This window comes from Agrobacterium sp. 719_389 (assembly GCF_900188475.1).
In the GTDB taxonomy this organism is placed as follows: domain Bacteria; phylum Pseudomonadota; class Alphaproteobacteria; order Rhizobiales; family Rhizobiaceae; genus Agrobacterium; species Agrobacterium radiobacter.
This window is the reverse complement of record NZ_FYEM01000002.1, coordinates 55,221-68,226: the sequence shown is the minus strand read 5'-3', so window position 1 is coordinate 68,226 and position 13,006 is coordinate 55,221. Positions and strand designations below refer to the sequence as shown.

The following is a 13,006-nucleotide window of genomic DNA, read 5'->3' as shown; positions in this document are numbered from 1 at the left end:
GTGGAAACAATGCGTTCGCCCGTCTCGCCGTCATTATCGTCATATGTCCGTCATCCACCTGCCCTTTATTGTGGCACGCTTTTATGATCTAGCTTACTTATTGGCTGAAAAAGGAAAATTGACGAATGACGGACGCAAACCACCCGATTTACGGCGATATTGACGGCCCCATCATCATGATCGGCTTCGGCTCCATCGGGCGCGGTACTCTTCCGTTGATCGAACGTCATTTCAATTTCGACAGGACCCGGCTCGTCGTCATCGACCCGCGCGAAGATATAGCCGCCTTTCTGGCTGAGAGAAACATTCGCCACGTCCAGACGCATCTGACCAAGGAGAACTATAAGGAAGTTCTCAAGCCGCTTCTCAAAGGCGTTCAGGGCCAGGGCTTCTGCGTCAATCTTTCGGTTGATGCCGCCTCCGTCGACCTGATGCGGATCTGTCGCAAGCACGGCATGCTTTACATCGACACCGTGGTGGAACCGTGGCCCGGTTTTTATTTCGATGCCGATGCCGACAATGCGGCCAGAACCAATTATTCGCTGCGCGAAACCATGCTGAAGGAAAGAGCGCGCAGGCCCGGCGGCACGACCGCGGTTTCCACCTGCGGCGCCAATCCCGGCATGGTGTCCTGGTTCGTGAAGCAGGCGCTCGTCAATCTCGCCAAGGATACCGGCCTCGACATCGAGGAACCGCAATCACATGACCGGGAAGGCTGGGCGAAGCTGATGAAGCAGCTTGGCGTCAAGGGCGTGCATGTGGCCGAGCGCGATACCCAGCGGGCGAAAGAGCCGAAGCCTTTCGGGGCTTTCTGGAACACATGGTCCGTGGAAGGTTTTATCGCCGAAGGTTTCCAGCCCGCCGAACTCGGCTGGGGAACGCATGAAAACTGGATGCCGAAAAACGCGAAAAAGCAGAAAAAGGGAAGCAAGTCGGCGATCTATCTCGATCAGCCCGGCGCCAATACACGGGTGCGCACCTGGTGCCCGGGGCTCGGACCGCAATATGGGTTTCTCGTCACCCACAATGAGGCGATTTCGATTTCGGACTATTTCACCGTCCGCAACGATGACGGCGATGTGACCTATCGGCCCACCTGTCACTATGCCTATCACCCGTGCAACGACGCCATTCTGTCGCTGCATGAGCTGTTCGGCAATGGCGGCAACCCCCAGCCGATCCAGCATGTGCTCGGTGAAGACGAGCTTGTCGACGGCGCCGACGAGCTGGGTGTTCTGCTCTATGGTCATGACAAGAACGCCTATTGGTATGGTTCGCGTCTCACCCTGCAGGAGGCGCGCTCGCTCGCCCCCAGCCAGAATGCCACCGGACTGCAGGTCAGTTCCGCAGTATTGGCCGGCATGGTCTGGGCGATTGAAAATCCGCAGGCCGGCATCGTTGAAGCGGACGAGGTGGATTACCGCCGCTGCCTCGAGGTGCAACGCCCCTATCTCGGGCCCGTCGAAGGACATTATACTGACTGGACGCCGCTCGATGGCCGCCCGGGACTGTTCCCCGACAATATCGACACGTCCGATCCCTGGCAGTTCCGCAACATCCTCGTACGCTGAAGGGGCAGAGTCTCATATTTGCCACGCCGGGGCTTTCCTGAACGACGTCAGGAACCGGGGAGAGCGAACAACGTTGCCTTGAAATAAAGAACGCTTCACGGCATGGTCGAAGCACAGAAGGTTTCATCGAATCGCAGGAGAACAGGCTCATGAACTTCAAGACAAGCGCTGCTTTGCTTTCAGCCGCCATCGCGGTGTCTTCATGCGTCGCGCCGGGTCCCTCCCAGCAGACCTCGATGGCGCCTTCGCTTTCCCGCGGCCCGGCCGTTGACGGCCGCTGGATCGACCGCAACGGCATCGTATCCACGTTCCAGAACGGCGCCTTCTCCACGCGTTCGACAGACACCAACACGCTGCTGGCCTCCGGCACCTACGTGACGATTTCGCCGACGCTTTACGAAATCAACATGACGTCGTTGGTGCGCAACACGCAGTCGCGCGTCAACTGCGCCCTCGTCTCCCCGTCACAATTGAACTGCACGACCGACACAAACAGCCAGTTCTCGCTGACGCGACAAGGCTGATAATCTAGTCTTTTCAGTGATATGACTTTCTGAAACGCACGCCTTCGGCGTGCGTTTTTCTTTATTGCCCACCTGTCATAATTTCGCTTGCGGCGGCTGCCGCTAAATGGAAACATCCGGTTTTCGAAAGACTGACATGTTTTCGGAATAAAGAATGAGCTCGGTCGGAGAATGATCAGCCGGCCTGGACTTCCGCTTTGAACAGGAGAGAGGGACCATGAAGAAAATTTTGGGACTGGGCATGCTGAGCGTTTCGGCAATAACGCTTTCAGCTGGAGCGGCTCTGGCCGATTATGAGCTCAACATTCTTCACATCAACGATTTTCACTCCCGTATCGAATCGATCAACAAATTCGACTCGACCTGCTCGGCGGAAGAAGAAGGCAAGAACGAATGCTTCGGCGGCGCCGCGCGCCTGCTGACCGCAATCAACCAGACCCGTGATGCGCTGAAGGCGGAAGGGAAAAATGTCCTGCTGCTGAATGCCGGCGACAATTTCCAGGGATCGCTGTTCTACACCACCTATAAAGGCACGGTGGAAGCGGAAGTGCTCAACGCCATGAAGTTCGACGCCATGACCGTCGGCAATCATGAATTCGACGATAGCGAAGACGGCCTTGCCGGCTTCCTCGACAAGGTGCAGTTCCCGGTCGTGACCGCCAATGTGGTAGCCACCGCCGCCTCGAAAATCGGCGACCGCGTCAAGCCGTCCATCGTGCTCGAAGTCGGCGGACAGAAAATCGGCATCGTCGGCGCCGTCGCCAACGACACGGCGGAACTGGCAACGCCCGGTCCCAATATCACCATCGCCGAAGATGTCGCGAAAATCAGCGAACAGGTGCAGAAGCTGAAGCAGGACGGCGTCAACAAGATCATCGCGCTGACCCATGTCGGCTATCCACGCGATCTCGAATTCATCGCCAAAATTCCTGACGTCGACGTCGTGGTTGGCGGCCATACCCACACGCTGCTGTCCAACACCGACCAGAAGGCCGAAGGCCCTTATCCGACGCTCGTCGACAATCCCGGCGGTTACAAGGTTCCGGTCGTGCAGGCCGGGCAGTACAGCAAATATCTCGGCGACCTCAAAGTGGTCTTCGATGACAGCGGCGTCGTGAAGGAAAGCAAGGGCGACCCGATCCTCGTCGATTCCTCGTTCAAACCCGATGAAGCCACGCTGAAGCGCATCGACGAGCTGAAGGCGCCGATCGAAGCCCTGAAAGCAAAGGTCGTCGGCACTTCGGAAGGCCCGATTGAGGGCGACCGCAAGGTTTGCCGCGTGAAGGAATGCTCCATGGGCAATCTGGTGGCCGATGCGACGCTGGCCCGCGTCAAAGATCAGGGTGTCACCATCGCTTTTGCAAACAGCGGCGGCCTGCGTTCCTCCATTGATGGCGGCGATGTCTCCATGGGTGAAGTGCTGACGGTTCTGCCGTTCCAGAACACCGTTGCAACCTTCCAGCTCAAGGGCGAAGATATTCGTGCCGCCCTCGAAAACGGCGTCAGCCAGATTGACGACGGCGCGGGCCGCTTCATGCAGGTTTCCGGCATGAAATATTCCTTCGACCGTTCCAAGCCGGCCGGCAGCCGTATCGTTTCGGTCGACGTCAAGGAAGGCGACGCCTTCGTGCCTCTCGATCCCGCCAAGACCTATATCGTGGCGGCCAATAATTACGTGCGCACCGGCGGTGATGGCTTCAAGGTTTTCGCGACCAAGGCGATCAATGCCTATGACTTCGGCCCCAACCTCGAAGAGGCAGTTGCGGCCTATATCACCGCCAACAGCCCCTATAAGCCCTATACCGACGGCCGTATCAGTGAAGTGACGCCTGCCGGTTATGTTGCTCCGGCAAAGCCTGCGGCACCAGCGCCAGCCGCAACCACGCCTGCCCCAGCTGCTGCTCCGGCACCTGCGGCGCCTGCTGCCACAGCACCGGCTGCAACCACGCCGGCATCCCCGGCACCTGCTGCGGCCGCTGCCGCCGTCAGCAAATACGTCGTCGAAAAGGGCGACTCGCTCTGGAAGATCGCAGCGGAGAAATATGGCGACGGCGCTCTCTGGCACAGAATTGCCAAGGCAAACACGCTGAAGCAGCCGAACCACATTGAAATTGGCGAGGAGCTGGAACTGCCGGCCCAATAAGCCGGGCGGGAACGAACAGGGCAATTTGCCGCAGACACAGAGCCGGCCCCGGACATCGGGACCGGCTTCTTGTTTTCTGTTTAAAAACAAGGCGCTAAGGATAAAGATTTGCCAAGGGACAGCCTTCGCCTCCCCTCACCCCGGAAATTGCCGCCGCCGATGGTTCAATCCTGAAGAATTTCGTCTAGAACACGGTGAACAAAATGACGACCCGAGCGTATAGCTCGGGCATTCCGGCCAAACCTCATCGGTTTGCGTTCGGGCAGATAAACAGAAGATGGAGCGTTTCTGGCCTTTATCCGAGGCGGGCCGCTCCTCGTACAACCAGTCCGAGTTTCAGGGTATCATTCATGGCGACAGAACTATCCCCACTCCCCGCAAACCATCCCCTTGTAACTTTTGGCAAGGTGGGCGTCCTGCTCGTCAATCTGGGTACGCCCGACGGCACGGACTATTGGCCGATGCGCCGTTATCTGGCGGAGTTTCTGAGCGACAAGCGCGTAATCGAATGGTCGCGCCTTTACTGGTATCCCATTCTTTACGGTATCGTCCTCAACAAGCGCCCGCAGAAGGTCGGCAAGGCCTATGAGGAAATCTGGAACCACGAACGCAATGAAAGCTACCTGCGCACTTATACACGCAGCCAGGGCGAGTTGATGGCGGCAGCGTTGAAAGATCTGCCTAATGTCGTGGTCGACTGGGGCATGCGTTACGGTCAGCCCTCAATCGCCTCGAAGATCGACGCGCTGAAGGAACAGGGCTGCGAAAAAATCCTGCTTTTCCCGCTTTATCCGCAATATGCCGCATCGACCACCGCAACCGTGAACGACAAGGCTTTCGAGCATCTGATGAAGCTGCGCTGGCAGCCCGCCATTCGCACCGTGCCGCCCTATCATGACGACCCCGCCTATATCGAGGCGCTCGCGGCCTCCGTCAGAAACCATCTGGCGACGCTGGACTGGGAGCCGGAAATGCTCATCACCTCGTTCCACGGCATTCCGCAATCCTATTTCAAAAAGGGTGACCCCTATTATTGTCATTGCCAAAAAACCGCACGTCTGTTGCGGGAAGCGCTGGGCCGGACCGAAAAGAACTTCATGATCACCTTCCAGTCACGTTTCGGGCCGGAAGAATGGCTGCAGCCCTATACCGACAAAACAGTGGAAAAACTGGCTTCCGAGGGTGTGAAGCGCATCGCCGTCATGAATCCCGGCTTCGTTTCGGATTGTCTTGAAACACTGGAAGAAATTGCCGGTGAAGCCGGTGAAATATTCCTGCATAATGGCGGTGAGAAATTCACCCATATTCCGTGTCTCAACGACAGCGTCGAGGGCATGAATGTTCTCGAAACGGTTGTAAGACGGGAGTTGCAAGGCTGGGTGTAATATTGCCATAAGGTTGTTGGGATAAATCCCCGATAGTTCCGATTTGGAGGGAAAGTGATGATTGCATTGGGCGGTTTCGACATCGTCGTCATAGCGGCGGTTGTTCTGGTTATTCTGGTGCTGTTTGCCGGCATCAAGACCGTGCCGCAGGGGCATCGTTACACCGTTGAGCGGTTCGGGCGTTATACCCGCACGCTCGAACCGGGCCTGAACCTCATCGTGCCGTTCTTCGAAAGAATCGGTTCGAAAATGAATGTGATGGAGCAGGTGCTCCACATACCGACGCAGGAAGTCATTACCCGCGACAATGCGAGTGTTTCTGCCGATGCCGTCACCTTCTATCAGGTGCTGAACGCCGCACAGGCGGCTTACCAGATCGCCAACCTTGAAATGGCGATCGAAAACCTCACCATGACCAATATCCGCTCGGTGATGGGCTCGATGGACCTCGACGAGCTGCTGTCGAACCGCGACGCCATCAATGACCGCCTGCTGCGCGTTGTCGATGAGGCGGTAGGGCCCTGGGGCATCAAGGTGACCCGTATCGAAATCAAGGATATCGCGCCGCCGAAAGACCTCGTCGATTCCATGGCGCGGCAGATGAAGGCGGAGCGCGAAAAGCGCGCGCAGGTGCTGGAAGCAGAAGGCGCCCGCAACGCCCAGATCCTTCGCGCGGAAGGCGCCAAACAATCCGCCATTCTGGAGGCGGAAGGTCAGCGCGAAGCGGCGTTCCGCGATGCCGAAGCACGCGAACGTCTGGCCGAGGCCGAAGCCAACGCCACCCGCATGGTGTCGGAAGCCATTGCTTCCGGCAACGTCCACGCCATCAACTATTTCGTCGCCCAGAAATACACCGAAGCGCTTGCCGAAATCGGCACGGCCAAGAATTCCAAGATCGTGCTGATGCCGATGGAAGCCTCGGCACTCATCGGTTCCCTCGGCGGCATCGGCACGATTGCGCGGGAGGTCTTCGGTGACAAGGGCGATGCACCGAGCGCGCCCGCCGCCCCCACGTCATCCCGCTCCGTGCCGCCGACCCGGTCTTCCGGCCAAAGCATCAATGTTACCATCCCGGGTAATCCCTTCGGCTCTTCATCGGAGAAGTGACGATGCTGCAACGGCTTGCCACTGAGCTGGGACCCTGGAGCTGGTGGATCGTCGGCTTCGTGCTGCTCGCCGCAGAACTCATCGCGCCCGGCGTCTTCCTGATCTGGATCGGCATCGCAGCGCTGGTCATCGGCGTCTTTTCGCTGTTCTTATGGGATGCCGCAATCTGGGCCTGGCAATTGCAGCTGGTGCTGTTTGCCACGCTCTCCGTCGTCTTCGCCCTGCTCGGCCGTAAATATTTCGGCCGAAACCGCGGGGCAAGCGACGAGCCCTTCCTTAATCAGCGGGAGGCAAGCCTTGTCGGCCGCACTGCGACCCTTCAGGAGCCGATTGTGGAAGGACGTGGCCGGATCAGGCTGGACGATACATGGTGGCCGGTAAACGGCGAAGACCTGCCGGCCGGAACCCGTGTCAGGATCGCTTCTGCGCGCGGACGCACGCTGACAGTCGAGCCGATAGACCGATAGGTTTCAGGATCAGCTTCTCAAAATCGGCGAGGCTTCAAGCCACCCCGATCCTCAAGAGATCGTGGAAATGCACCAACCCGATCGGTCGATTGTCGTCATCAATGACAATCAGCGCGCCGATATGGAATTTTTCCAGCGTCGCCAGTGCGCTGGTCGCAAGCACCGATTTTTTGACGGTCTTCGGCGAGCGGGTCATGATATCGTCGACCGTCATTTCGGCGAGGTTGCGCGACAGGTTACGCGCCATATCACCCTCGGTGACGATGCCGCACAGACGGCCATCCTCATCCAGAATGCCAACACAGCCGAAATGCTTGCGCGAGAGAACACCAACCGCTTCCGGCATGGCCGTTCCCTTATTGACCAGCGGCACGCGATCGCCGGTATGCATGATATCGCTGACCAGCGTCAGGCTCGCCCCCAGCTTGCCGCCGGGATGAAACACCTTGAAATCGCCCGCCGTGAAATTGCGCGCCTCGAGAAGCGCGACGGCAAGGGCATCGCCCAGCGCCAGCTGCATCAATGTGGAGGTCGTCGGCGCAAGTCCGAGCGGGCAGGCTTCCTGCTCATTGGGAACCAGCAGCACGATATCTGAAGCCTGGGCCAGCGATGAATTTTCCGAGCAGGTGAGCGCGATCAGCGGAATGGAAAAACGGCGCGAATAATTGATGATGCTGCGCAATTCCGCGCTTTCGCCGCCTTTGGAGATCGCCAGCACCACGTCATCGCCGCCGATCATGCCGAGATCGCCATGGTTGGCTTCCGCCGCATGCACAAAAAAGGCGGGCGTGCCGGTGGAGGCAAAGGTAGCGGCAAGCTTTGCGCCTATGTGGCCGCTTTTACCGACCCCGGTGATGATGAGGCGGCCGTTCGACTGGCCGATGGTCTCTATCGCCTTGCAGAAGGGCTCGGAAAGACCGTTCTGGAGAGCGTCTTCAAGGGCGGCAAGGCCAGCCCGTTCCATCGAAATCGTCCGCACGGCGGATTCGATGGCATTGTCTTCGACCAGTTTGACGGCGCGCGTAATCATGGCCGACTGTTACTCTTTCAGCCGGAATAAGTCCACTCTTCAGCCGTCAAGCACCGAGTTTTAGTAGATCCCACCCGAAAATGTTCGGCGGCTTCGGTATGACGGCATGTCGTCAATGACGCCGGTCCGGCGGAGAAATCTCCTCGATTGTTCCCAGCCGCTTGAAAGGGATGTTTTCCTCATCGACCAGATAGCGCCCGAGCGTCCTTACCCATGAGACCGAGCCGTCGCTACGGCGCACGGCATATTCCTGATCATAAAAACTCGCAGCCTTCAGGGTGACCAATGCCGTTTCGATCACACGATTTCGATGATCCAGATCCACTTTTTCGAGCATCTGAAAAATGCTGATACCCTGCATCGCCTGTCTTAGTGGAATCCCGAAGAGATCAGCACATACTTCATCTAAATAGAAACGGTCATTGGTAATATCCCAGCAATAAAAACCGACCTGCTTGATGTTCAAAACGGGATTCATGAAACGACGCTGTCACACAAAATAAATTCAATACGACTTGGTGGGCAATAGAAGATCAGCCCTGTTAGATCATAGGGCGATTCCGTGCCAAATTGAAACGTTTTAATCTTCTCATATTAGAATTTTTTTGCATTTATGACTATTTTTCTCCAGTCATCGGAGCGGACGAAATCGAGCCGCCTGATCCGGGGATGGGTGCTCCCGCTTTTCCGCCACCTGCCAAAACGCTGAAATCCCGGCGATCTTTATCAACTGTTAACCATAAAAAACCTATTGTTAAAGCGATGTTAAAACTTGCGTCGCCTGTCTGGTCCCTGGTTTCTTCATGTCATTTCATCGGCCTGTCACTCATCGGGTCCGAGGAGATGCCCTGGCGGGCCTTCGATCCGGCATCGGCCAAACTCGCCGGGTGAAAAGGAATGAATGTGAAGGGCACCGCCACACGTCTGCCGACGTCGCGGAAAGCAGCAACCCTGCTGCTCGCCTGCACGATTTTTTGCCCGCAGGGAAGCGCTTTCGCGCAGACTGCAACGACGGCCACGCCCGCATTGCCGACCGCCGCTTCTGCCGGAGACGGAACAACTTCACCCCCGCCGGCGACGAATGGAGGAGTGAGCACAGGCACGGTTCAGGCCACAGCCACGCCAGCGCCCACACCACAACTCTGGCGTCCGTCCAACAATCCCGGCGACCCGATCTACGAACAGCAGGACGACGCGGGCCAACCCTATGCCGACGCCGAAAACCCCTATGAGCCGACGATGGACGGCGGCGAAAATCCACGGATAGCGACACAGCCCGGACAGACGCCCGGCATCCGGCTCGGTACATTCCTGCTACGGCCTTCGATCAGCCAGACGATCAATACGGAAAAACAAACGAATACCGGTGGCCCTTCCAGACGCAACTATCTGACGACCGGTATACGCGGCACGCTCACCAGCGACTGGTCCCGCCACGCATTGACGGTGACAGGTGACGGCGCCTGGGAAAGAAACTTCGGCAGCGACAAGGATGGCGAAGAGCCCCGGGCAAGGATAGAGGCCGACCTGCGTCTTGATCTCGGCGAAGAAACGACAGCCAATCTCAAGGCCGGTTACGAATTCAGCCGCGAGGACACGACGGACCCCAACGCTCTGACCGGTGCTGCCGTACAGGGCGGCGAACACCGCTTCACCACGGGCGCGTCGATAGAGCGGGACTTCGGCAAGCTGCGTGGTCTGGCGGCGCTCGATCTCTCGCGCACGGTCTATACCGATGCAAAGGGCACAGACGGACGACCGATCAGCCTCAGCGACCGCGACCAGAATGGCGCCAACCTGCGCGGACGCATCGGCTACGAATTGTCGCCGGCGCTCATCCCCTTCCTCGAGCTGAATGCGGGGACGACCAAATATGACAGGCGTCTCGACAATTCGGGCTATGCCCGTTCCTCCAACTCCTACGGGGCAAAGGTCGGCGCGGAAGTCGATCTTGGCGAGAAGACACGCGGCGAGGCCGCCATCGGTTATCTGCGCAAGCAATATGATGACGATCGCCTCGCCTCGATCGGTGCATTGACACTGGATGGCGAACTCAACTGGTCGCCCCAGCGTGGCACGAATGTCAACCTCGGCCTGCGCACGACGATAGAGGACTTTGCCGGCGGGCCGCAGGGTGGCTGGATTTCTTACAGGCTGGATGCCGGCCTGACCCACGAATTGCGCAGCAACCTCGTCGCCCGCCTGACGGGACAGATCGTGCACCGCACATTCCCCTCTTCCGACATCGAAAATGCCGTGGAATATACCGCAGGCGCCGGCCTGACCTGGGGTCTCAACCGCTATCTCGACCTGACAGCCGACGTCAGCTACCAGTGGACGCCGGTTTATGACAGCAGCGAACTGCGCGTCGGCGCGGGACTTGTCCTGAAGCGATAACAGCCACAAACGAAAATCCCGGCGCGAAGGCCGGGATTTCCTTATGTGCTCGGTCGATTATTTCAGACCATCAATCAGAGCCTTGATCGGCTCTTCGATTGCAGGGCGAATATCGCCACGCTCAAGCGCGAAGGCGACGTTGGCAAGAATGAAACCATCCTTGGCGCCGCAATCGAAGGTCTGGCCACGGAAATGATAGCCGGCGAACTGCTGCGATTTGGCAAGCGACAGCATGCCGTCCGTCAGCTGGATTTCATTACCGGCGCCACGCTCCTGATTTTCGAGGATGTCGAAAATCTCGGGCTGGAGAATATAACGGCCGTTGATGTAGAAATTCGACGGCGCCGTACCCTTGGCAGGCTTTTCGACCATTTCGGTAATCTTGAAGCCTTCACCGACAGCGTCGCCCACGCCGACGATGCCATATTTATGCGTCTGATCAGGAGCGCATTCCTGCACCGCGATGACGTTGCCCTGGGTCTGGTCGTAAAGTTCAACCATGCCCTTAAGGCAGCTTTTCTGCGAATGCATGATCATGTCGGGCAAGAGCACGGCAAAAGGCTCGTCGCCGACGATATCACGGGCGCACCAGACCGCATGGCCAAGACCAAGCGGCACCTGCTGGCGCGTGAAGCTTGCCGTGCCCGCCTTGGGCAGAAGGCCGGCCAGCAATGTCAGCTCGGCATTCTTGTTGCGCTCGCGCAGCATCTGTTCGAGTTCAAATTGAATATCAAAATAATCTTCAATCACCGCCTTGCCACGGCCGGTGACAAATACAAAATGCTCAATGCCCGCTTCCGCCGCCTCATCGACGACGTATTGAATGACAGGCTTGTCGACGACGGTGAGCATTTCTTTCGGAACCGCCTTTGTGGCGGGCAGGAAACGCGTACCGAGACCTGCGACCGGAAATACAGCCTTCCGAATTTTCTTCTGTTCTACCACATATCCCTCCTGAGAGATAAAACTTGATCACAATCCCCGCACGCTGTTGTTATTTCAAAAATAACAACGTTTTGTAAAGGGTGACGCTACCATCTATTAATGGTAAAGAATTTGTTGACGTTCTTTTGTTATCCATGACGACGCCCGATGCGTTTTCGCAATCGAAATGACATTCGAGAGAACGAAAGACTGACGATGACAAAGATGACCCTTTCAGGTGTCCGCAAATTCGGCTGCATGATGGTTGCAGGTTTGGCAATCTCGCTGGTGCCCGTTTCTGCTCACGCAGATGCGGGGTTCAGACAGTGGATCAACCAGTTCTACGCAACAGCCGCGAAAGAAGGCATTAGCAAGGCGACCTATCAGAAGGCATTTTCCGGTGTCAGCGAGCCGGACCCGGATGCGCTGCGCAAGGCCACCTTCCAGCCGGAATTCACCACGCAGATCTGGGATTATCTCGATTCCCGCGTCAATCCGTACACGGTGCGGATCGGCCGCGAAATGAAGATGAAGCACGCGACGACCCTCAACTGGATCGAGCGTAACTTCAATGTCGACAAGCACATCATTCTCGCCATCTGGTCGATGGAATCGAATTACGGCGCGGTTCTCGAAAAGCCGGAGCGACTGCACAATATTCCGCAGGCGCTGGCAACACTCGCCTATTCCGATCCCAAGCGCGCCAAATTCGCGCGCACGCAACTGATCGCCGCTCTGAAGATTCTTCAGGCGGGCGACGTGACGCCGAAACAGCTGACGGGCTCCTGGGCGGGCGCGATGGGTCACACCCAGTTCATTCCCACCAGCTACCTGCTTTATGCGGTGGATGCGGATGGCAACGGCAAGCGCGACATCTGGCATTCCGTTCCGGACGCGCTGGCAACCGCTGCCAATCTTCTTTCCAAGAACGGCTGGGAAACCGGCCGGACCTGGGGTTACGAAACCGCCGTTCCGCGTGGCGGCGCCCGTTATGAAGGGCAGACAAAGACCATTGCGGAATGGGCAAAGCTTGGCTTCACCCGTCCGAACGGCAAGAATTTCACCCGCGGTTCCGATCGCGCCATGCTGAAATTGCAGGGCGGCGCAAGCGGCCCCGGTTTCCTGATGATGAAGAACTTCTTCACCATCAAGAAATACAACGCTTCCGACAGCTATGCGCTGGCTGTCGGCCTGCTTGCGGATGAAATCGCCGGTTATGGCGGCATGCAGCAGAAATGGCCGCGCCCCGACGGAACGCTGGATATTCGTGAAAAATTCGAACTCCAGACCCGCATGAAGGAACTCGGCTATTATGATGGCGAGGTCGACGGGAACTTCGGCTCCGGTTCGAAAGCCGCCATCAGCGCCATCCAGTCGCGCATGGGCATGGAAACCGACGGTCAGCCGTCGCAGCGGTTGCTGAGAGCCCTGCGCAATTGATAATGTGCCGGCGAATTC

Annotated in this window: 12 protein-coding genes; 9 read left to right on the top strand and 3 right to left on the bottom strand. The window is 57.8% G+C overall.

Going from position 1 to position 13,006, the window contains the following annotated elements; translation table 11 throughout:
* The first annotated feature begins 125 nt into the window (after nt 1-125).
* The 6 genes from CFB10_RS04000 to CFB10_RS03975 all read left to right on the top strand — a co-directional run bounded on the left by CFB10_RS04000 (nt 126) and on the right by CFB10_RS03975 (nt 7,197).
* The gene (locus CFB10_RS04000) at nt 126-1,571 is read left to right on the top strand and encodes a homospermidine synthase (RefSeq protein ID WP_020012248.1); all 1,446 of its coding nucleotides are present in this window, start codon (nt 126-128) and stop codon (nt 1,569-1,571) included.
* Nucleotides 1,572-1,720: 149 nt separating this feature from the next.
* The gene (omp10, locus tag CFB10_RS03995) at nt 1,721-2,095 is read left to right on the top strand and encodes an outer membrane lipoprotein Omp10 (protein WP_003506132.1); all 375 of its coding nucleotides are present in this window, start codon (nt 1,721-1,723) and stop codon (nt 2,093-2,095) included.
* A 217-nt stretch (nt 2,096-2,312) separates the two neighbouring features.
* Nucleotides 2,313-4,238 carry a 5'-nucleotidase C-terminal domain-containing protein gene (locus CFB10_RS03990; RefSeq protein WP_020012249.1) on the top strand — a complete coding sequence of 642 codons (1,926 nt, stop codon included), beginning with the start codon at nt 2,313-2,315 and terminating at the stop codon, nt 4,236-4,238.
* A 350-nt stretch (nt 4,239-4,588) separates the two neighbouring features.
* On the top strand, nt 4,589-5,623 hold the full coding sequence (hemH, locus tag CFB10_RS03985) for a ferrochelatase (protein ID WP_026364048.1): 1,035 nt from the start codon (nt 4,589-4,591) through the stop codon (nt 5,621-5,623).
* A 57-nt stretch (nt 5,624-5,680) separates the two neighbouring features.
* Nucleotides 5,681-6,730 carry an SPFH domain-containing protein gene (locus tag CFB10_RS03980; RefSeq protein WP_020012251.1) on the top strand — a complete coding sequence of 350 codons (1,050 nt, stop codon included), beginning with the start codon at nt 5,681-5,683 and terminating at the stop codon, nt 6,728-6,730.
* Nucleotides 6,731-6,732: 2 nt separating this feature from the next.
* Complete coding sequence (locus tag CFB10_RS03975; RefSeq protein WP_020012252.1) at nt 6,733-7,197, top strand: NfeD family protein; 465 nt, start codon at nt 6,733-6,735, stop codon at nt 7,195-7,197.
* 34 nt (nt 7,198-7,231) lie between these two features.
* On the opposite strand, the gene CFB10_RS03970 is transcribed toward CFB10_RS03975, so the two are convergent.
* Nucleotides 7,232-8,227 carry an SIS domain-containing protein gene (locus CFB10_RS03970; protein WP_003506123.1) on the bottom strand — a complete coding sequence of 332 codons (996 nt, stop codon included), beginning with the start codon at nt 8,225-8,227 and terminating at the stop codon, nt 7,232-7,234.
* A gap of 112 nt (nt 8,228-8,339) precedes the next feature.
* Entirely contained in the window at nt 8,340-8,705 is a 366-nt protein-coding gene (locus tag CFB10_RS03965) for a PAS domain-containing protein (RefSeq protein WP_020012253.1), read from the bottom strand.
* Nucleotides 8,706-8,797: 92 nt separating this feature from the next.
* On the opposite strand from CFB10_RS03965, the gene CFB10_RS03960 reads away from it, so the two are divergent.
* Both CFB10_RS03960 and uppP read left to right on the top strand, forming a co-directional pair.
* Entirely contained in the window at nt 8,798-9,118 is a 321-nt protein-coding gene (locus CFB10_RS03960; RefSeq protein WP_170940895.1) for a hypothetical protein, read from the top strand.
* Between the two features lie 6 nt (nt 9,119-9,124).
* Complete coding sequence (uppP, locus tag CFB10_RS03955; protein ID WP_020012254.1) at nt 9,125-10,624, top strand: polysaccharide biosynthesis protein UppP; 1,500 nt, start codon at nt 9,125-9,127, stop codon at nt 10,622-10,624.
* A gap of 57 nt (nt 10,625-10,681) precedes the next feature.
* On the opposite strand, the gene galU is transcribed toward uppP, so the two are convergent.
* Nucleotides 10,682-11,569 carry a UTP--glucose-1-phosphate uridylyltransferase GalU gene (gene galU, locus CFB10_RS03950; protein ID WP_003506117.1) on the bottom strand — a complete coding sequence of 296 codons (888 nt, stop codon included), beginning with the start codon at nt 11,567-11,569 and terminating at the stop codon, nt 10,682-10,684.
* Nucleotides 11,570-11,773: 204 nt separating this feature from the next.
* Here galU and CFB10_RS03945 point away from each other — a divergent pair, with 204 nt between their 5' ends.
* Nucleotides 11,774-12,988, top strand: a complete 1,215-nt coding sequence (locus CFB10_RS03945) for a lytic murein transglycosylase (RefSeq protein ID WP_244559855.1) — start codon at nt 11,774-11,776, stop codon at nt 12,986-12,988.
* Nucleotides 12,989-13,006: the final 18 nt, after the last annotated feature.